The sequence below is a fragment of the Kosakonia sp. WA-90 genome (assembly GCF_039871955.1).
GTDB classification, from domain to species: domain Bacteria; phylum Pseudomonadota; class Gammaproteobacteria; order Enterobacterales; family Enterobacteriaceae; genus Kosakonia; species Kosakonia oryzendophytica.
In genome coordinates, this window is the sequence record NZ_JBDPLJ010000001.1 from 232090 (window position 1) to 252092 (window position 20003).

Consider the following 20003-nt stretch of genomic DNA (forward strand, 5'->3'; position numbering starts at 1 on the left):
TGCCCGAGGATAACGAATGACGCTTACACAGCGTGTTGCCATTGTTGATGATGAACCCTCCGTGCGCAGCGGTTTGAGCAATTTGCTGCAATCCGATGGCTACGCCACGCTGACATTCGCTTCCGCCGAGGCATTTCTTAACGACATCCCGGCGCGCAACGACACTGCGCTGGTGATTGTCGACATAAAACTCAAAGGTATGAGCGGGGCGGCGCTGTTCGAGGCATTGCAGCAAAGCCCGACACCGCCACCGGTGATTTTTATCTCCGGTCATGATGATGAGACCTGGCCGCGATATGCGGGACGCGCGGGTGCCGTTGCTTTTTTGCGCAAACCCATCGATATCGATATCCTGCTGGAACATATTCAGCGCGTGCTGACGCCGGGCGAGGATAAACCATGAGCGGGAATGATCGGCTGCACCAGCAACCCACGGAGGACGAATCAGAAGAGAGTCAGCCGTTTACGCTTCAGGATGACGCCATCTACACGCCGCTGGCGCAGGAGGGATGCATTGTCTGGATGAACGTGCGCCAGCCCCGGGCAGATGAGACATTTATTCTTGCCACTGCCGTGAGCGACGAGACGGAACCCCGCGCCAGCCAGCTACTGAAAAATGAATTTGCCCTACGCCCGTACCTCGACAGCCGCTGGGCGGTCAAACCCATCGCCAGTGCGCAATACCATGGCCGTTATGCACTGGTGTATCCCGCTTTCCCGTTTAAGCCGTTAAGTCGCCTGGCAACCCAGCCAGTAGCCTCTGTTGCCGACTGGCTGGCGCTGGCGCTACAGCTTTGCGGACCGCTGCGCCAGATGCACCAACGCCACCTGATCCACGGCGATATTAAACCCGGTAACTTTTTTCTTGACGACGACGGCTGCCGGTTAGGCGGCTTCGGTCTGACCACGAGTACTGCGGGTGAACTGGCCCAGAGCTGGTTGCCGCTTTCCGGCGGAACGCTGGCTTATATGTCGCCGGAGCACACCACCCGCACGCACCGCGCGGTGGACAGCCGCAGCGATCTCTACAGTCTCGGCATTGTCTTTTATGCGCTGCTAACCGGCGCGCTGCCCTTTGATCTCAGTGAAGGCGGGCAGGCGGAGTGGACATTGCACCATATCGCCTCTGAGCCCTCGCCGCCGCATACCGTACGCGATGGCGTTCCAGAGATGTTGTCGCTGATTGTATTGAAGTTACTCGCCAAATCGCCGGAAAAACGCTACCAAAGTGTCGACGGGCTGATTGCCGACCTGCGCCGTTGCCAGGCAACGCTCACGGCTGATCACGACATCGCGTTGTTTACGCCCGGTTTACAGGATCGCTCCCCGGCGTTGCATTTCGCCGACACGCTGTACCGTGAACATCCGCAGGCGGGGGAGCTGGTCGCCGCACTGGAAGAGGTGAATCAGCGCGGCGCACAAATGCTGGCGATCATTAGCGGCCCATCGGGCATGGGAAAATCCTCACTGATGGCGTCGGCGCTAAAGGCATTTCAGTGTCGTCCCACGTTGATTGCGCTCGGTAAAGCTGAACAGTCATCACAAGTTGTGCCGCTGGGCGTACTGACAGCGGCGTTTCGCTCACTGGCGCTGCATTTGCTGGGGTTACCGGCGGAAGAGGTGGCACAATGGCGATCGCGGCTCTCCCGGGCGCTCCACGGTTACGAAGCCCTCGCGGCCAGCCTGGCACCGGAACTCGGTTTACTGATAGGCAGCCCGCCGGGATCGTATGTGGACACCTTCTCACTGGATTCCCGCGCACGTTTCAACCATATGGTACTGAGTCTGGTGAATGTGTTTGCCACGCCAGGCCGTCCGCTGGTGCTGCTGATCGACAATCTGCACTGGCTTGATGAGACCAGTTTGCAGTTACTGGAATACCTGTTGCAAAACAGCAGCGGGTTACCGCTGTTGCTGGTGGTCTCACACCGGGATTTGCCATCGTTACAGGACAAAAGTTTTGAGTCTGCGTTAACCCGACTGCGCCATGCCGCCCGACAAACGGTGGAAAGCGTGCCGCAGCCGCTCTCCGGCAAAGCGGTCTCGCGCTGGCTGGCGACCATCTTTCAGACACGTCCGGCGGCCACGACGGAACTTGCGAAATTGATTCATGAAAAAACAGGGGGTAATCCGCTGTTTGTCCATGAGTTTTTTAAGCGCATTGTCGAAGACGGGTTGGTCAGCCATAGCCCTTATCAGGGGAAATGGCAGTACGATCTCGAGGCTATCCGTGCCCGGCATTACAGTGAAAACGTGATAGGGCTGGTGCTACAACAACTGGCGTATATACCGGAAGAAACCCGCCTGTTGCTGGGCAGCATGGCCTGTCTGGGCGCGACCGGGGAATTATCGCTGATTGGCCAGATCATCGGGATTTCACCCACCGAAGTACGCTACCGACTGCACCCGGCCGTGTCGGTTCAGTTGATTACCCTCGGCGCGGAAGAGTATGCGTTCCCCCATGAACGCATTCAGGAGGCTGCCGTCGCGTTGCTGGATCCGACAGCACGCAGTCAGTTGCATCTGACTGCTGCCACACTGTTGGCAGAGAGATCACTGTTGGCGTCCGGGAATGATGTGTTATTCCGCGCCATTCACCATATAACAGCGGCCATTGACAGTATTCAGCCACCGCCGCAACGGCGGATGTTCAGTGAGCTGAGTGAACTCGCCGCACGCCGGGCAAAACGCACCGGCGATTACAGCTCAGCACTGGGGTATTTACACACCGCGCGTCTTCTCAGCACCGACAGCACGGCGCGGTTTGCCCTCGATCTGCAACAGGCGGAGTGCGAGTTTCTGCTGGGGCATCTCGCCACCGCCCGCAGTCTGTGTGAGAAGCTACTGGCGGCGCCTGGTGAACTGGCGGAAAAAGCGCTGGCGGCAAATCTGCTGGCGGAAGTGCATATCCGCCAGTCCAGTTATCCACTGGCGCTGGAGACCACGCTGTGCTGGCTGTCGGTATTCGGTATTCACCTGAACCGCTGGCCTGATGCAGAAGAGTGCGACGATGCCTGGCAGAGTATGCATGCGCGGGTCGGGGAACAGCCTGCCAGTCTGTTTATGGCGTTGCCGCGCATGAACCACCGCGAAACCGATGCGTTAATGAACCTGCTGGCGAGTGCCAGCCTGTACGCCAGTTTTATCTGCCCGCGACTGCATTTTTTGCTGCTCTGCCAGATGCTGCAATTGACGCTGGAGCGCGGTCTGACGGGGGCTTCCACTTCCGCACTGGCGTGGTTTGGTGTCCTGATTGGCGAGCGTTATGGTGAGTATTCACTGGGACTGAAATACGGCACCCTGGCGCACGATCTGGTGACGCGACACGCTTTACACGACTACGCCGCCAAAACATTGCTGCCGCTGGGTCGGATCAGCGTCTGGACACAGCCCTTATCACGCAGCGTGGAGTATGCAAAAGCCTGTTTCCGCGCAGCCGTGGCGAATGGCGATCTCACCATTGCCTGTTTTGCCACCTTCCGCCAGGTGAGCAATAGCCTGAGTCGCGGTGATCACCTCGACAGCGTCTTGAGCACCATTGAGCGTGGGCTGTCGTTCGTGCGGGAAACCCGTTATCAGGATATGGATACGGTTCTTGAGTTACAACGTCACTTCGTTGAATTTATGCGACAACCAGAAGGTGTGTTTAGCGGTAAAGCGATGCTTCCCCCCTCGTTACTGCCGCCGTCACCGCCCGCAACCATGCAGTTCTGGTTCTGGCTCTATCGCGGGATGGCACACTTCGCTGCCGGCGAGTATGCCCAGGCCGAGCAGGCGCTGCTCGAAGCGGCGAAACATGCCTGGTCCGCACCAGGGCATATCAATCTCCTGGATCTCCATCTGTACAGCGCATTGTCGCTGTCAATGCAACTGACGCCGGATACCTTTTCAGCCGAACACCGTCTGCGCCTGAACACGCACTACAACAAAATAGCCCTCTGGGCACGGGTGAATCCCGGCACGTTCAGCGATAAAGAAGCGCTGTTATATGCCGAGATTGTGCGTCTCGATGGCATGAACAGCATCGCACTGGCACAGTACGAAAAAGCCATCAAGCTCTCGCGCGAAGCGGGGTTTGACCCCAGCAATGCGCTCGCTCATGAGCTGGCCGGGCGTTTCGCGCTGGCCAGCGGTTACCACACCGCGGCAGACGCGCACTTCCGTGGCGCGATAACCGCCTGGGCCCGGGTCGGGGCGCGGGCGAAAGTCCGCCAGCTTGAGCAGGAACATCCGCATCTGGTGGCACCAGCAGAAAGCACGCCTTATGACACCATTGCCTTTGCGCAGAATGAAGAGATTCGCGATCTGCAAAGCATTATTAATGCCTCCCGTGCGCTGTCGGAAGAGATTAACCTGGAGCGGTTAATGCACATTCTGCTGACCATGCTGCTGGAACGCGCGGGCGCGCAGCGGGGATTGCTGATCCGCGTACTCAACGACAATATCCCGGAAATCGAAGCCAGCGCACACACCAGCAACGACGGCGTGCGCGTCCGGGTGATGAAAGAGGTGCCGATGGCGACCGATATGCCGTTGTCGGTGCTGGCCGCAGTGATCCGCACCGGGCAGGAGATCCGTACCGGCAGGCCGGAAGAGTACAGCCCGTTCAGTCAGGATCCTTATCTGCTGACTTCCGGCGCGGCAGTGATGTGCGTGCCGATGTTCAAGCAGGCGCGGCTGGTGGGGGTGTTATATCTGGAAAATCGCCTGATGCCGGAGGTGTTTACCGCGGAACACTCCCGCGTGGTCAATCTGCTGGGCGCGCATGCCGCCGTTTCGCTGGAAACTGCGCGTTTGTATGCCGAACTGCTGGAAGAGAACGTTCAGCGCCGTCGGGTAGAGAAAGAGTTGCGTGCCAGCCAGACGTCGCTGATGCTCGGCGAGCAAATCAGTCATACCGGGACGTGGCGCTGGGAGCTGGAACAGGATCTGATGCATATGTCTGAAGAGTATGCTCGCATCCTCGGTCTGCCGGAGAAACAAAAACTGATTTCGATGGCGGAGTTTCTCACTTTTGTGCACCCGGACGATCATCCGCATATCAGCGAACTGGTCACCCGCAGTGTGGCGGATGGCCTGACGATGCAGGCGGAGTTCCGTATTATCCGCGCGGACGGTGAGTGTCGGTACATTCTGGGTATCGGCGATCCGGTGGGTGCGGGTGACGCGGTGTATGAGTATTTCGGCACCATCACCGACATTACCGCGCAGCGGCAAAACGAGGACGCCGTGCGCGTTGCACAGGCGGAACTGGCGCGGGTTTCACGCGCTACCACGGTCGGGCAACTGACGTCCTCCATTGCCCATGAAATCAACCAGCCGCTGATGTCAATTGTCGCCAATGCGGGCGCCAGCCTGCGCTGGCTGAATCGCGACCCGATTCCGGTAGAGAATGTGCGCGCCGGGCTGACGGAGATCATCAGTGAAGGTCAACGCGCAGGCGAGGTGATCCGCAGTCTGCAATCCCTGACGCGGCGGCAGGCCCCTGTCCTGGAACGCGTCGATTTACACGTGTTGATCCGCCATATTATGACCCTGTCGCGCAGCGAACTGGAGCGCAGGCGTATTACCGTTGAATACATTCTACAGGCGGGTGGCAGCGTCGTTTATGGCGACAGCGTGCAGATCCAGCAGGTGTTGCTGAACCTGGTGATGAACGCTGTTGAAGCGATGAGCGATGTGGATTCACGCCCCCGGATCTTGACGCTGGATACGCAAAACCCACAGCCGAGGACCATCCGTTGCCAGATTGCCGACACCGGGAGCGGAATGGATGCGGATGTGCAGGCGCGGCTGTTTGAATCGTTCTATACGACCAAACCGCAGGGAATGGGGATGGGGTTAACCATCAGCCATGCGATCATTGAACGTCATCAGGGCAAACTTTACGCTCAGGCAAGGCAACCTTTCGGCAGCCTGTTTACCTTCGAATTGCCCGTGGCGGGGGATTAGCGGCTACGGGATTTGGCAATCTGCAATGTGCCCGCAGCGTGAACCAAATCGGCGAGAGAGCGGGCCTGCATTTTCTCCATTACCCGGCGGCGATGCACTTTGACGGTGATTTCACTCACACCAAGCTCAGCGGCGATCTGCTTATTCAGCAGGCCGCTAATGGCCAGCTCAAACACTTCCTGCTCACGCGGTGTCAGCGAGAGGTGGCGCTGCCGGAGAGCAAAGAGCTCCTGTTGTTGTGCAAATTCTTTCTCCGCCACGTTCAGCGCCTCGGCTACCGCAGACAATAGCCGTTCCGGCTCCACCGGCTTGGTCAAAAATTCCCGCGCGCCGGCTTTCATCGCCCGTACCGTCAGCGGAATTGTGCCATACCCGGTGAGAAAGATTATGGGCAGATCGCGCCCGCGATCTTTCAGTACGCCCGCCACGTCAAAACCGTCGACAACCGGCATATTCAGATCGAGGATCAGGCATGAAGGCACAGAGGGGGCGGAAACCAGAGGATCGGCAAAAAAGGACTCGGCGGAAGGAAAATCGACAGCGGGGTAACCCTCCGACGCCAGCAACCGGACAAGCGATTGCCTGACAGCATGATCATCATCGACAACATAAACGATAGATTCCATTATCGACCTCTGTATAGGTTGGAATGCGAATAAAGCCCCCTGTCCAGGATGAGGGGATACTGTTAACACAAAAACTAACCTGATGAAATATCTTCCTTTTCTCTCAATAGCCGTGCGCTTTTTGCCTTAGTTCAGGTACACCGGGCACCGAGCGGGAGTGACCCACCAGTCACGTCTGGCTTTCGAATGAAATTTACCTTAAAAGGGTGAATGTTGCATGAAATTTAATTAATCATTTCTTATTTGTTATTTTGCTAACCCTTTTCTGGCCGACAAGGTTGACCGTTTTTAGTGGAAAAAATCAGAAGAGTTGCAGGTTGGAAGCAGAACGGTTGATGATAAAACAGGGATAGCAGGGTGAAAGGTAAAAAATGGCGACGCCAGGAGAATAATGATGACCGGAATCAAAACGCTGACCACCACGGAAATTTACCGCAATAAATGGATGCGTCTGCGTGAAGACCGGATCCTGCGGGCTGATGGCAACGAAGGGATCTACTCGGTGGTTGAGAAAGCCGATTTTGTGGTGATTATCGCCAGAGAGGGCGACTCACTTTATGTTGTGGAGCAGTTCCGCTATCCGCTGAAGCGGCAGACGATCGAGCTGCCGCAAGGTGCCTGGGAGTGCAATCCTGATGCCGATCCCGGCGAGGTTGCCGCCGGGGAGTTACGGGAAGAAACCGGGCTGGTGGCAGGGACAATGCGCCGGGTTGGTTACCAGAAACTGGCTCAGGGATACTCAAGCCAGGGCTACCATATTTTCCTCGCAGACGATCTGCGCTATGACCAGCCGTCGCTGGATCCGGAAGAGGTTGGGCTGACCGCCCGCAAAATGCCCATCCGTGAGTTTGAAGCGCTGATCCGCGATGGCCTTATTAGCGATGCCACATCAGTAGCGGCTTTTCTGCTGGCTAAACTCAAAGGGATGATTGACTGATCATCCCTCAAAATATCAGTGAGTTACCCGGATTTAACCTGGACAAAACGAATGCGACTCAGGCTGAAAAAAAGAGCGAGCAGCGTCGCTGCGGTGGCGAGCCATAGCCCCAGGCGAATGGCGTAAGCATCCTGAACTGGCGCGCCTGGTCGTGAGCAGACGGCAAAAATCACGCCGACAAGGGCTGCGCCAAGACACTGGCCGAAGGTGCGCATGATCGCCAGGATACCGGAAGCGTAACCACTCTGTTCCCGTGGGGCATTGGCCATGATTTCACGGTTATTTGGGCTTTGAAAACAGCCAAAACCGATACCACAGACCAGCCCACGCCAGCTGATATCCCACATCTGCGCCTGATTGGGCAGCAGGGCCAGCAGCATCAGCCCGATGGCGAATACGCATAAACCCACCGTCGAGATGACCGCTGGCGCATAATGATCTGCCAGCCGCCCGGCATGCGGTGCAATGAGGATGATCCCGAGCGGCCAGGTCGTGAACAGCAATGCGGCGGTAAACGCACTGTAGCCATACACGTTCTGGAACAAAAAAGGCAGTGCGACAAAGGTGATCCCCTGGCTGATAAACGATGCCAGGGAGGTCAGCGCCGCCAGGGAAAAGCGTGGTGCAGCAAACAAGGTCAGTGGCAGAAGTGGGTGTGACGCGCGCTGTTGACGGCGGATAAACGCCAGCCCGGCAAACACGGCGATAGCGGCATACGCCACAGCATCGTGTAGCGCATCCGGCCGCGAAAAGGCGTCTGCCGCCATGATCACCGCCCCCAGCATGACAGCGGACATTACCGCGCCCGCCACATCAAAAGGTCCAGCCGTGAGGCGCGGTTTACCGGGGAGCACACGCAGCGTCAACATGATGGCGATGAACCCCAGCGGGATATTTATCGCGAATAGCCATTGCCAGCCCACCGTCGCCAGTAACGCACCACCTGCCACCGGCGAAAGCGCTGTCGCTGTGGCAATCAACAATGCGTTCATGCCGAGAATGCGCCCCAGCAGCCGGGTGGGGAAGACAGAACGCAAGATTGCAGGGGCAATGCTCAGTGTCGCCGCACCGCCCATTCCCTGCAAAACGCGCAGAGTCACCAGCATCTCCAGCGACGTGGACATTGCACACCCCAGCGAGGCCAGCGTAAACAGCCCCAGACCGGCAGCAAACAGCGCGCGAAAGCCTGTTCTCACCGCCAGGGCCGCAAAGATTGCCAGCGTCATGGCGGTGGAGAGCAAATATGCGTTAACCACCCACACCGCATTGCCCGCCGTCACATTAAGCAGCCGGGCTATCTGTGGCAGGGCAATATTGACCATCGCGCCATCAAAGACCGCCATGGTGGTGCTCGTCATCACTGCGATCATCGCCAGCGCGCGTTGACGCCCCGGTAAGCCTTCATCGCCAGGTTTATCGGTAAATAACTCCATCTTGACCTCTCTGAATTTGTGCTTGCGATAACCTTAAATGCGCGCAAGATAAGGCGGAAGACGCAGCAGTTGCATTAATACCATGCAGCAAACGCCACATATGATAATGACCCATGAGAAACAAACCGTTATGAGCGAACCCGACCTCAATTTGCTGTTTGCACTGGATGTTCTGCTCGCTGAGCGAAGCGTTGCATCCGCCGCGCATCGCCTGGGGCTGAGCGCTTCGGCCATGAGCCGTACCTTAAGCCGTTTGCGTGAGACGACCGGCGACCCGTTACTGGTGCGGGCAGGGCGCAACATGGTGCTCACGCCTTACGCGGAAGGGATCCGTGAGCGGACACAAAATGCGGTGTTTGAAGCGCGATCGGTATTGCGTCCGGCGTTACCCGGCATGAATGTGGCGCATCTGGAACAGATATTTACGCTGCGCGCCAACGACGGCTTTGTGGAAGCCTTCGGCCCGGCGCTGATTGCGGAAGCGGCCGCCATCGCACCGGGTGTGCTACTGCGCTTTCTGCCAAAAGCGGAAAAGAGTGACAGACCGCTGCGCGAAGGGCTGGTCGATCTGGAAATTGGCGTACTGGGAGAGATGGGGCCGGAAATCCGCGTCCAGGCGTTATTTCGGGATCGGTTTGTGGGAGTTGTGCGTAAATCGCACCCGCTGGCACAGCTTAAGTCCGTCACCCCCCAAGCGTATGTGGACTGGGGTCATGTTGTCGCGTCACGGCGTGGTTTGCTGAGTGGCCCGGTGGATGACGGACTGGCAGAACACGGATTAACGCGCAACATTGCTGCCGTCGTACCGGGCTTTCCTGCTGCGCTGGCCGTCGCGCGCTCAAGCGATCTGGTGGCGTTGATCCCGGCTTCATTCCTGATTAGCCCGGCGACAGAAGATATCTTTCATGTGTTCGAGCTGCCGGTAAAAACCCACCGGATCACGGTATCACAGTTGTGGCATCCGCGTTCGGAAGTGGATCCGGCGCAGCGCTGGTTGCGCCAGTTTGTGCGCGAGGTATGCCAGCGATTAATGCCGGAATAAGCGTTATCCCTGTTTTCGCGTAACGCTCTGCCGCTCTTTTTGTTGCGCACGTTTGAGCTGCCCGCGCCATAAATGGTTATGCAGGCAGTACGCCGTAGTGCGGTAAAACATCATGCTGTTGAGGCATATAAAAGCGCAACCACTGAATATCACTGCCAGCACCGCGGTAACGAGATGGGTAGTATGGATCGCTATTCCTGTCAGCCCGGGAAAAATGGCCGCGATGAAATTTATCAGCGTGCCCAATGCGGTCAGTGAAATAAAGATGAGAAAAAATCGAAACGCGCGCAGATAACCCTTGGCGGTAAACAGCGCCGCAGCATAGAGGAGCAGGATATATACTATTGCCGCAGGCAAGATCCCGGCAAATAGTTTAAATTCCGGCCAGCCAAACCAGCGAAATAGCGCCATCCATAACGGAACCTGCCACATCATATAACTGAACAGCGTCAGGAGGGTGCAGCCGGACAGTGGCAGCGCCATCGTCTGCAAACCTACCGGCCCGCCGGCTCTGTCCAGCAGACGATCCCGCAAAGAATCGAGTTTATCCTCATTGTGAGCCTGCTTTTTCTTGTCGACTATCATGCTGAGCACGAGGCTTCTTTTGATATGTTTCATCATTGCGGTAGGGGTTACGTCCTGTGATAGTGAATAAATCAGTGCAAATAAACCTGCGCCATTTTACCGTGTTCGGGACACGCTTTTTACGCTTTTCAATAGTAACTTCCCCACCGTTTTTAGGGATCGGAGAAATACAACGGTGGCCTTCATTGCAGCAGAAACAACGTTAAGAATAATCTGAATAGAGCCTGTTTTTATATTTCCCCAACAGATACTTTTATCACTGAATTAACAGATACGCGTATTATCAGCGCAACGGCTAAATGAGTGTGTTCGTTACTTTTTTCAAGAATAAATGGAGTGAAAAATGGGACTACCCGTATCCGGGCTGGCATCAACCTATTCAGATTTCTTTATTAATAAAATGACGGCGAGCGGAGATATTTACACACACGCAGGCTTTACCGCTGCGTTATTGCCGCGTGAAAGGTGGCGTGAGGTTCCGCTTGGGACCAAACTCAAGCTGACGTATCAAGGACGTTCCGTTATCGTCAAGGTAAACGATCGGGGCGCTGGTGATGGCTCAATGGCGCGCGTTCTCGACCTGAGCCGCGCTGCCTACGCCAGTCTGACCGGAATACCGCTTAGCGCAATCACGGATAAAACAGCGGGTATCATCAACCTGCAATCGATTGTTATTGTGCCGCCAAATTCAGCACTGGGACCTGTATCAAAATGAATAAAAAGAATACGTTACGTCTTGCAGGTGCACTCGCCAGCCAGCTGATATTTTCTTGCCCGGCGGCGGAAAACATCCCGGATGCGGTAAATCAGTTGATGGCGTCACCTGTGCGTAATCTCAGCCAGGCAGACAACGATGCAGAGGGCACGGCGCGTTGGGTTGCCTGGGAAGAGGGCACGCCGGATGCCCGCACTTCACATTTGGCGCTGTTTGAAAAACAGAATAACGGCAACATTCAGCCTGTATGGTCAACGGCATGGCCGGACGCCTGGGCTCCGTCACTGTTAGTGCTCCAGGAGTGGCGCTGGCACAATCAGCCGCTGCTTGCTGTCACGGTGCAATTCGGTGCTGCGGCTGAACAAATCGATATTTACGGGCTGAATGAAAATAACCGCCCGCAGCGCCTGACAGGAAAAACCGCCGCCAGCATCAGTTGGAAGGTTAATACAGCCGGGCAACGGTTACTGGTTGTGTATGAGGCGAAACCGACAGTGCTGAAAGCAACCTGTTACGGCTGGCAGGATAACAAACTGGCGGTGAAATCCTGCGACGACTAATGCAATAAAGGGGAGGGTGCATAATGCGGCTGGCTTCTTATAACGTTGAGAACTTGTTTGATCGTGCGAAAGCCATGAATCAGAGTGATTGGGCCGAGGGCAAACCGATTCTGGAGAAGTTTGCCGCGTTAAATGCACTGCTTGGAGAGTTAACGTATACCGCCGAAATAAAGAAAAAAATGGTGGTCTTGATGAACGATCTGGGATTGAGGAAGTCCGATACCGGCCCGTTCGTTATTCTGCGTCGTAACCGTGGAAAACTGTTAACCCGCCCCCAGGATGGCGGTGAAATCAGCATTACCGCTGAAGGCCGTGCAGACTGGGTTGGTTCGCTGGAACTGCGATCCGCCCCCGTAGATGAAACCGCCATGCTCCTTACCGCGCAGGTCATGATCGATCTGCGCGCCGATATTTTGGCCGTTGTGGAGGCAGAAAGCCGACCCGCGTTACAGGCATTCAACAGCGAAATTCTGCCAGCGCGCAAAGGCACGCCTTTCGAACATGTGATGGTTATCGACGGTAACGATGAGCGTGGCATTGACGTCGGTTTGATGACCGCCAACGCCTTTCCGATCGATACCATTCGCAGCCATGTTGATGATAAAGACCGCGCAGGCGCCCCCATTTTCTCCCGCGACTGCCCGGAATTTGCCATTCCCTTAAGCAACGGCGAAACGCTGCTTGTATTAGTTAATCATCTGAAAAGTAAAGGTTATGGCAGTAAAGGGAGTTCTGATGCCCGCCGTAAAGCACAGGCAGAACGGGTGAAGGCGATTTATCAGCAGCGGGTAAAAGAAGGTGAAACGTTTATCGCCATTATGGGGGATTTTAACGACACGCCAGACAGCCAGACGCTGGCACCGTTGCTTAAAGAAACGGATTTGCGTGACATCTTTACCCATGAAAAATTTGATAAGGGCGGTTACCCCGGCACCTGGGGAAGTTGTACCGCCAGCAACAAGATCGACTATATTTTGTTGTCGCCCGCCTTGTGGGAAAAAGTGAAACAGGGCGGCGTATACCGCAAAGGAATGTGGCCTGGTGTGCGTCCAGCAAAGTGGGAAACCTATGCTGAACTGAAAAAACCGGTCAACGCCGGCTCCGATCATGCCGCTGTTTGGGTTGAGCTGGATATCTGACAGATTAACAGAAGCCAGGCTAATCCCTGGCTTCTGTGTTCGCGGGCGTTTCCGTTACAACCTGGTATGGTTGCCCGGTGCATTGCGTCAGCCGCGTATTGCGCATGCCCGACAGGTCTTATTGCAACGGTTGGGCATTGAGAGAAACACCGGGCCTGGCTCTAAGGCAATATCACGACCAGCACAATCATGACCGTAAACAGCCGGATTCCATCTGAATGCATGTGAGTACGCATAATGTATATTATGTTAAATAGCATGAAGTAATGAACGGCACCGTTATTGGGCATTGATTCTCGCTCAATCAGCACGTTATCGGGTTTGCCTCTCCTGCCGTTCTTGCCTTTCCGTGTTCGGTACACGTTCTGCAAGGCAATCTCTATGGACAATGGATTCTGGTCTTACTGTGACCGGCGGCGTCCCTTCCGCCTGGATCGCAATCAACATATCAATGCCCGCGTTAGGATGCAGAACGCAATACCCATTCAATCGTATCTTTAAGCGGCCCGGTAATTTGCCCCTGATCAAACCGTTGATAAGCATCATTCAGGAGATTGATATTGATATCCCAATTAATTCCAATCGTCTGATTAACACCAGGGCCAACACTCAGGTTTGTTTTCCCATTTGAAAATATATGAATATGGGGATATTTTGTCGCATCAGGAGGATTTCCGATAAAAGTCCCCTTATCGTTATCCGCTTTAACACAGCCATTTTGTTTTGCCGCCTTTGCAAAATCAGCAGTGCTTATATCCTCATCGGGTTTGCACATAATTCACCTTTACGATTTAAAAATGAAGATGCCCGAAGACAGAATATTACTGTTATCACTTCTGCCTTTCGGACATGGATTAACAGCAAGACGCATAAAAAATACTGCCTCTATTTAACAACTCGGATTAACAGTCCATGTTCCATCGATGTTATACGAGACATCAAAGGTGGTTTCACCCCCTGTGGCATCACATAACGCCGCGGTCAATGATGAACTGGTGAAATTCATCACGGTCCCGGCCTGATATGACCCGGTTTGAATGTAATATTTAAGGATCGGCTGACAGTCCAGATTCTGGTTGGGAAGCACAGTGGTAAAGTTAGATAACACCACCGAACCATCCGCCAGCTGTACCGCCGATCCCGCGTTGATATTTGTTAGATTCGGGTTAAATACCGGCGAAACAATGCGGAATGACCCTGCCTGCGCAGTGGTGTCAGCCACCGGAGCGCTGAGTCCAAATGGGCTCAACGAAAGCGTTGTTGAGTTATTTTGCGCATTGCTGGTTGTCGCTGGTGTCAGATCGACTGCACGAATAGCAGATAAAAATCCAGATTGTTGCCCTACCACCGGCGGGGTATTACTTTGCTGAGCGCCAGCATAAAACTGCATATTAATCAGAAAAGTATAAGTACTACTGCTGGAAGAATAAGGTGCCAGAGAAATATTCTGGATACTATTTGAATACACATGACTTCCGCCGATATATACAGCGGGCTCCTGGAAAAAGAAAAAATCCAGCAGGGTGTTACTCTGATTTGTCAGATTAAATCTAATTAAAGTACTCATGATGTAATTCCTTATTGCTTAGGTAGTGTAATTTACAAATATCTTGAATATTATATATAAAATATATTTTATTTTTTTTATTCCATAGGCTTACCCCCTTATTATGAAAAGGATATATCTTTGCTAAGTTAAAAATAAAATACGAGCGGCTATTTTGCAGTCAATTTAAATTAATAGTCACATTAGAATACAACACAAACTAATTTCCAGATCGTTACGATCAATTGTGCTAATGGGTAATGTATACCCACACCGAGACAGGCCTCCCCTGCCCCGCATGTAAGACCGGAACTTCACAGATTTTATGAAGATAAGAGATTTTGCTCTGGCAGAATAAAATCCAGAACCGATGTGGAGGCTACCACTTGTTATGGATCCCAAGGATCCATTAAATATTTATGACATGCGTAGTGTCACCGTCAAAAAAGCGCACTACGTTATCGAACGCAGCCCTGAAATAGAGTGCGTAACTCTCCTTTTCCACATAGCCTAAATGCGGTGTGCACAACACGTTGGGCAGCTTTAAAAAAGGGTTATTGGGATCGTAAATGGGTTCATGCTCATAGACATCGAGGGCCGCGAAGCCGGGTCGCCCTTGAATCAACGCATCATAAAGCGCACCTTCGCGGACAAGTTCAGCACGGCTGGTATTCACAAATAAGGCATCAGTTTTCATCAATGACAAATCCGCCGGGGTAATGTTGCCCTCGGTCTCCGCCACCAACCGCTGATGAACAGTTAGCACATCGCAGGAAGCAAAAAATTGCTCCCGGCTAACGGGTACGTGTAATCCGGCAGATCGGGCCTCTTCCTGCGCGCGTTTGCTCCCCCACACCTGGACGTTCATACCAAATGCCGTTGCATAGGTAGCAACACGTTTGCCAATTTTTCCGTAGCCCAGAATACCCAGCGTCTGGTTATTCACCGCACTGCCAATATCTGTTTGCCAGCGACCGGCTGCCATGGCGTTTACGGATGGGATTAATTTTCTTCGCGATGCCATGATCAACAACCAGGTCAATTCTGCCGGTGCAATCGGTGACCCCGAGCCCTCAACAATCGCAACCCCCGCTTGTGTGCAGGCGGTAATATCAACATTCCGCGCCAGCTTACCAGTCTGGCTGATCACTTTGAGGTTAGGTGCACGACGCAGAAATGCCGCATCAACCACGGTTCTTTCACGGATCAGGATTAATGCTTCGGCATCCGCTAATTGCTTCTCCGTTTGCGGATCTTTACTCATGTCACCCAACGCAACGCAGTGAAACCGCGCATTCTGGTGTAAAAAATCGAGATGCGCGGTTGCAAATTGATAGTCATCGGGTATTAAAATAGTAATAGCCATCGGGTAAAGATTCTCCTTAAATGTAGGGATAATCAATGTCATCAATTATCGTGCGACAAATAAGGATTTAATTCAATACAAATTAACCAAATACCTCACCTTACCTGCAGTAATAACGCAGAAAGGTGAGGTTAAAAATATGACTTATCGTGCATGAGCTTATTTATTTAACCCCAGAATGGCTATGGTGTTGGTGCATATACTGTTTTCACGTCATGACCATAATCATACTGCTGAAGTGGCGTCCAACCATCAGGCTGAAGATGATAGTCTCCTACGATGACCACGAAATATGTTTGAGATTTCGTCTCCGAAAAACTATTCACAAAGAAGTTAATATTCTCTGCTTGCCCGTCCTGTCTTTTCTTCGAGGTTGGCCCGCCCGCAGCATCAAAACCGTATGCCTTGTAACTGTCATGCCATACGGCATTGAGCGTTGTTGCATCTTTACCGTCGGGTTTATCTTCGAGGATAGTATCCAAATCCTCCGCAGTTATCCCATTTTTAGCGTCAAATGGCACCTCCAGCAGCAGGACAAATGGCGCTTTACCTATGCTTTTCGAAACCGATTCCCAGCCGGTGGTTATCCATCCATCGGTATCATGATCATCGCCTATAAAAAATATTGTCTTTCCCATTATCTTTTCCTTATTTACCTATTACCGACGAGACCTTTAATTTCTCAATAAAGGTCATTTATTTCAGATTGCTTTCTGAAATTCTCAAGTAAAAATTGCTGTCACGACCTGGGAAAATTGCAGAAAAATAATATTCTCCTGAATTAACACACAGGATACGGATAAAGACTTTTGGCAGGTCGGGTATAACACTCATGATAAAAATTAGACTGCCAACTTAAAAATCTCAATTTCATTGCTGATCTTTTTTGTAAAGATCAATTAATCCACGGGCATAGGAAATAATGGAATTATTATTCTTGCTACAGAATATATCAGGAATAAACGGCATAAAAAAAGCCGACAACATCGCTATTGTCGGCTTTGATCATTTACTGGAGCGATCAGGCGTGCAATTGCATCCCGCACGCGGTCACACTTGCCAGCAGAACTTTTACGTCTTCCAGGCAAACCGTCGGGTTCAGCAAGGTCAGTTTCAGGCAAGTGACGCCATCCGCTTCCGTGACACCCACGTTTGCACTGCCTGACGCCAGCAGCGCATCACCGATACGTTGATTCAGTAACGCAACAGCAGAAATATCGAGGTTTTCCGGGCGGAAACGGAACAGAACACTGGCCAGTTGCGGCTGCATAACCAGTTCCAGCAGCGGCTGTTCAGCCACGAACTGCGCAACCTGCTGCGCCAGCGTCACACCGTTATCAATGATTTCGGCATACTGCTTTTTACCCAGTGCTTCGAGACCCATCCACAATTTCAGGGCATCAAAACGACGCGTTGTTTGCAGTGACTTAGACACCAGGTTCGGTACGCCGTGCTCTTCGTCAAAGTCAGAGTTCAGGTACGCGGCCTGGTAGCGCATCAGTTGGTAATGACGGGCATCTTTCAGCAAGAAAGCGCCACAGCTGATGGTCTGGAAGAACTGTTTGTGGAAGTCCAGGGTGACGGAATCCGCTAACTCAAGACCATTCAGGAAGTGACGATACTTCTCAGAGAGCAGTAACGCCCCACCCCATGCTGCATCAACATGCAACCAGATCTGGTGTTCGGCCGCCAGTGCAGCGATCTGCGCTAATGGGTCAATCGCACCTGCGTCTGTGGTCCCGGCGGTAGCAACAATTGCCATCACCTGCTCACCGTTGGCTTTCGCCTCCGCCAGCTTCGCCGCCAGATCGTTAACATCCATGCGCGAGAATGCATCGGTTTTCACCAGCGTAACGGACTGATAACCCAGCCCCATCAGCGCCATGTTCTTCTGCACCGAGAAGTGCGCATGTTCAGAACAGAGTACTTTGATTTTGCTGAGATTACCGGTCAGACCGTTCTGCTGAACCGAGTGCCCCTGGCGCGCAAAAAACGCATCGCGCGCCAGCATCAGCCCCATCAGGTTGCTCTGCGTACCACCGCTGGTGAAGACCCCGGCATCGCCCGCCTGATATCCGACCTGCTCACGCAGCCATTCAATCAGTTTGATCTCAATGATCGTAGCTGAAGGACTTTGATCCCATGAATCCATGCTCTGGTTGGTGGCGTTGATCAACACTTCCGCCGCCTGGCTGATCACCAGGCTCGGACAGTGCAGGTGCGCCACGCATTGCGGATGGTGAACAGACAGGCTGTCTTTGAGGAAATACTCAACGGCGCGCTCAATGGCGGCCTGGTTACCCAGGCCCTCAGAGGTAAACGCTAAATTGATACGCTCACGCAGTTGCTCAACGCTCTTGCCCTGATACATCTCAGGTTGTTGCAACCACTGAACCACCGCTTTGGTGCTTTGCTCAATGGCGTCCTGATAGGCGGCAATACTCTGCGCAGAACCGGACAGAATCGGATTTAAATCAGACATGCACTCTCCGATTAAACAGGCTTAACGCCAGCGCCCAGCAGTGCGCTTTCAAATTTATCGAGGAACACTTCCAGCTCTGCATTGGTGATCAGCAGGGATGGCAGCAGACGCAGTACGCAACCGTTACGGCCACCGCGTTCCAGAATCAGGCCCGCTTCGAAGCATTTTTTCTGCAACAGTGCAGAAAGTTCGCCATCAGCCGGGTAGCAACCCAAGTGATCCTTCGCTTCGTTCGGTTTAACGATCTCAATACCAATCATTAAACCCAGACCGCGCACGTGACCAATCACCGGGAAACGTTTTTGCAGTTCCGCCAGTTTGCCTTTCAGCCACTCGCCCTGAATGGCGACTTTATCGGCAATGCACTCTTCTTTCAGGATTTTCAGCGTGGTCAGACCGGTAGCCATCGCCAGCTGGTTGCCACGGAACGTACCGGTGTGGTGACCCGGGGCCCAGGCATCGAACTGTTTTTTGATACCGAGGACAGCCAGCGGTAAACCACCACCAACGGCTTTGGACATCACGATGATGTCCGGCTCAATGCCTGCGTGCTCAAAGGCAAACAGTTTACCAGTACGCGCGAAACCAGCCTGCACTTCGTCGAGGATCAGCATAATGCCGTGCTCTTGCGTCACCTTACGGATACGCTGCAGCCACTCAGCCGGTGCCGGGTTCACACCGCCTTCGCCCTGCACTGCTTCAAGGATCACTGCCGCCGGTTTACGTACACCGCTTTCAACGTCGTTGATCAGGTTTTCGAAGTAGTAAGTTAATGCTTTAACGCCAGCTTCGCCGCCAATGCCCAGCGGGCAACGGTACTGATGCGGATAAGGCATAAACTGCACTTCCGGCATCATGCCGTTTACTGCTTCTTTCGGCGACAGGTTGCCGGTAACGGAAAGCGCGCCGTGCGTCATCCCGTGATAGCCACCAGAGAAGCTGATCACGCCAGAACGGCCTGTCACTTTCTTCGCCAGCTTCAGCGCTGCTTCAACAGCGTCCGCACCGGACGGACCGGTAAACTGCAGGCAGTACTCTTTGCCCTGACCCGGCAACAAGGACAGCAGATAAGAGGAGAACTCATCTTTCAGTGGGGTAGTCAGATCGAGCGTATGTAACGGTAAGCCACTGGTAATGACACTTTGAATGCTTTGAAGCACCTCAGGATGATTATGACCAAGCGCCAGAGTCCCTGCGCCCGCCAGGCAGTCAAGATACTGCTTATTCTCAACATCGGTGATCCAGACGCCCTGCGCTTTGGCTATAGCCAGCGGCAGCTTGCGTGGATAGCTCCTGACGTTAGATTCAAACTCAGCTTGTCTTGCTAAAAAGGTTTCATTGCTCTGCGGTAATGAATTAGCACTCAAAGTATCAATACGGACTTTATCCGTCATCATATCACTCCTACAACCGGGAGTATGTTTAACACCGGGTTGAATAAAAGGTTTAAGGGGGGCCTACAAAAAACGCGGCTAATATATGTTGTTTTAGCAGCGGACTCAATATTTTATTTTTATAAAATCCTTCACAAAATTTGCGTTTAAAATCAACAAATAACAACAATAACGATCACCTGAAATATTTTTTTTCATTGGTTACAGGCAAATCGTAAGGAAAATA

Annotated in this window: 16 protein-coding genes; 7 read left to right on the plus strand and 9 right to left on the minus strand. The window is 53.3% G+C overall.

Going from position 1 to position 20003, the window contains the following annotated elements:
• Window positions 1-16 precede the first annotated feature (16 nt).
• On the plus strand, window positions 17-403 hold the full coding sequence (locus tag ABGA49_RS01055; protein WP_061495828.1) for a response regulator: 387 nt from the start codon (window positions 17-19) through the stop codon (window positions 401-403).
• A complete protein-coding gene (locus ABGA49_RS01060; RefSeq protein ID WP_347664991.1) occupies window positions 400-5952 on the plus strand; it encodes an AAA family ATPase in 5553 nt (1850 codons plus the stop codon). The genes ABGA49_RS01055 and ABGA49_RS01060 overlap by 4 nt, the downstream gene beginning before the upstream one ends.
• Here ABGA49_RS01060 and ABGA49_RS01065 read toward each other — a convergent pair.
• Window positions 5949-6578: a response regulator gene (locus ABGA49_RS01065; RefSeq protein ID WP_088237541.1), complete on the minus strand. Its 630-nt coding sequence runs from the start codon at window positions 6576-6578 to the stop codon at window positions 5949-5951. The genes ABGA49_RS01060 and ABGA49_RS01065 overlap by 4 nt on opposite strands.
• Before the next feature lie 394 nt (window positions 6579-6972).
• On the opposite strand from ABGA49_RS01065, the gene ABGA49_RS01070 reads away from it, so the two are divergent.
• Window positions 6973-7515: an NUDIX hydrolase gene (locus tag ABGA49_RS01070; RefSeq protein ID WP_170933839.1), complete on the plus strand. Its 543-nt coding sequence runs from the start codon at window positions 6973-6975 to the stop codon at window positions 7513-7515.
• Between the two features lie 23 nt (window positions 7516-7538).
• On the opposite strand, the gene ABGA49_RS01075 is transcribed toward ABGA49_RS01070, so the two are convergent.
• Window positions 7539-8948, minus strand: coding sequence for an MFS transporter (locus ABGA49_RS01075; protein ID WP_088237540.1), 1410 nt, complete (start codon window positions 8946-8948; stop codon window positions 7539-7541).
• A 130-nt stretch (window positions 8949-9078) separates the two neighbouring features.
• On the opposite strand from ABGA49_RS01075, the gene ABGA49_RS01080 reads away from it, so the two are divergent.
• On the plus strand, window positions 9079-9990 hold the full coding sequence (locus tag ABGA49_RS01080; RefSeq protein WP_347664992.1) for a LysR family transcriptional regulator: 912 nt from the start codon (window positions 9079-9081) through the stop codon (window positions 9988-9990).
• A gap of 3 nt (window positions 9991-9993) precedes the next feature.
• On the opposite strand, the gene ABGA49_RS01085 is transcribed toward ABGA49_RS01080, so the two are convergent.
• Window positions 9994-10584 carry a hypothetical protein gene (locus tag ABGA49_RS01085; protein ID WP_347664993.1) on the minus strand — a complete coding sequence of 197 codons (591 nt, stop codon included), beginning with the start codon at window positions 10582-10584 and terminating at the stop codon, window positions 9994-9996.
• A gap of 334 nt (window positions 10585-10918) precedes the next feature.
• On the opposite strand from ABGA49_RS01085, the gene ABGA49_RS01090 reads away from it, so the two are divergent.
• The 3 genes from ABGA49_RS01090 to ABGA49_RS01100 are packed head-to-tail and all read left to right on the plus strand — an operon-like array spanning window position 10919 to window position 12989.
• Window positions 10919-11290, plus strand: a complete 372-nt coding sequence (locus ABGA49_RS01090) for a septal ring lytic transglycosylase RlpA family protein (RefSeq protein WP_061495816.1) — start codon at window positions 10919-10921, stop codon at window positions 11288-11290.
• A complete protein-coding gene (locus tag ABGA49_RS01095) occupies window positions 11287-11850 on the plus strand; it encodes a hypothetical protein (protein ID WP_347664994.1) in 564 nt (187 codons plus the stop codon). The genes ABGA49_RS01090 and ABGA49_RS01095 overlap by 4 nt, the downstream gene beginning before the upstream one ends.
• 23 nt (window positions 11851-11873) lie before the next feature.
• Entirely contained in the window at window positions 11874-12989 is a 1116-nt protein-coding gene (locus ABGA49_RS01100; RefSeq protein ID WP_347664995.1) for an endonuclease/exonuclease/phosphatase family protein, read from the plus strand.
• A gap of 460 nt (window positions 12990-13449) precedes the next feature.
• Here the strand turns inward: ABGA49_RS01100 and ABGA49_RS01105 are convergent, their stop codons facing one another.
• The 6 genes from ABGA49_RS01105 to ABGA49_RS01130 all read right to left on the minus strand — a co-directional run bounded on the left by ABGA49_RS01105 (window position 13450) and on the right by ABGA49_RS01130 (window position 19780).
• The gene (locus ABGA49_RS01105; protein ID WP_061495779.1) at window positions 13450-13764 is read right to left on the minus strand and encodes a hypothetical protein; all 315 of its coding nucleotides are present in this window, start codon (window positions 13762-13764) and stop codon (window positions 13450-13452) included.
• 114 nt (window positions 13765-13878) lie between these two features.
• Entirely contained in the window at window positions 13879-14556 is a 678-nt protein-coding gene (locus tag ABGA49_RS01110; RefSeq protein ID WP_061495778.1) for a hypothetical protein, read from the minus strand.
• 388 nt (window positions 14557-14944) lie between these two features.
• Window positions 14945-15901, minus strand: a complete 957-nt coding sequence (locus ABGA49_RS01115) for a D-2-hydroxyacid dehydrogenase family protein (protein WP_134318194.1) — start codon at window positions 15899-15901, stop codon at window positions 14945-14947.
• A gap of 182 nt (window positions 15902-16083) precedes the next feature.
• Window positions 16084-16539 carry a hypothetical protein gene (locus ABGA49_RS01120; RefSeq protein WP_061495774.1) on the minus strand — a complete coding sequence of 152 codons (456 nt, stop codon included), beginning with the start codon at window positions 16537-16539 and terminating at the stop codon, window positions 16084-16086.
• A gap of 383 nt (window positions 16540-16922) precedes the next feature.
• Window positions 16923-18383 carry an aspartate aminotransferase family protein gene (locus ABGA49_RS01125; RefSeq protein ID WP_347664996.1) on the minus strand — a complete coding sequence of 487 codons (1461 nt, stop codon included), beginning with the start codon at window positions 18381-18383 and terminating at the stop codon, window positions 16923-16925.
• An 11-nt stretch (window positions 18384-18394) separates the two neighbouring features.
• Window positions 18395-19780: a diaminobutyrate--2-oxoglutarate transaminase gene (locus tag ABGA49_RS01130; RefSeq protein ID WP_347664997.1), complete on the minus strand. Its 1386-nt coding sequence runs from the start codon at window positions 19778-19780 to the stop codon at window positions 18395-18397.
• Window positions 19781-20003 lie beyond the last annotated feature (223 nt).

Excerpts from the sequence above, each read along its gene's own strand:
- ABGA49_RS01055 (WP_061495828.1), top strand. The coding sequence starts at position 17 with ATGACGCTTACACAGCGTGTTGCCATTGTTGATGATGAACCCTCCGTG.
- ABGA49_RS01060 (WP_347664991.1), top strand. The coding sequence starts at position 400 with ATGAGCGGGAATGATCGGCTGCACCAGCAACCCACGGAGGACGAATCA.
- ABGA49_RS01065 (WP_088237541.1), bottom strand. The coding sequence starts at position 6,578 with ATGGAATCTATCGTTTATGTTGTCGATGATGATCATGCTGTCAGGCAA.
- ABGA49_RS01070 (WP_170933839.1), top strand. The coding sequence starts at position 6,973 with ATGACCGGAATCAAAACGCTGACCACCACGGAAATTTACCGCAATAAA.
- ABGA49_RS01075 (WP_088237540.1), bottom strand. The coding sequence starts at position 8,948 with ATGGAGTTATTTACCGATAAACCTGGCGATGAAGGCTTACCGGGGCGT.
- ABGA49_RS01080 (WP_347664992.1), top strand. The coding sequence starts at position 9,079 with ATGAGCGAACCCGACCTCAATTTGCTGTTTGCACTGGATGTTCTGCTC.
- ABGA49_RS01090 (WP_061495816.1), top strand. The coding sequence starts at position 10,919 with ATGGGACTACCCGTATCCGGGCTGGCATCAACCTATTCAGATTTCTTT.
- ABGA49_RS01095 (WP_347664994.1), top strand. The coding sequence starts at position 11,287 with ATGAATAAAAAGAATACGTTACGTCTTGCAGGTGCACTCGCCAGCCAG.
- ABGA49_RS01100 (WP_347664995.1), top strand. The coding sequence starts at position 11,874 with ATGCGGCTGGCTTCTTATAACGTTGAGAACTTGTTTGATCGTGCGAAA.
- ABGA49_RS01105 (WP_061495779.1), bottom strand. The coding sequence starts at position 13,764 with ATGTGCAAACCCGATGAGGATATAAGCACTGCTGATTTTGCAAAGGCG.
- ABGA49_RS01110 (WP_061495778.1), bottom strand. The coding sequence starts at position 14,556 with ATGAGTACTTTAATTAGATTTAATCTGACAAATCAGAGTAACACCCTG.
- ABGA49_RS01115 (WP_134318194.1), bottom strand. The coding sequence starts at position 15,901 with ATGGCTATTACTATTTTAATACCCGATGACTATCAATTTGCAACCGCG.
- ABGA49_RS01120 (WP_061495774.1), bottom strand. The coding sequence starts at position 16,539 with ATGGGAAAGACAATATTTTTTATAGGCGATGATCATGATACCGATGGA.
- ABGA49_RS01125 (WP_347664996.1), bottom strand. The coding sequence starts at position 18,383 with ATGTCTGATTTAAATCCGATTCTGTCCGGTTCTGCGCAGAGTATTGCC.
- ABGA49_RS01130 (WP_347664997.1), bottom strand. The coding sequence starts at position 19,780 with ATGATGACGGATAAAGTCCGTATTGATACTTTGAGTGCTAATTCATTA.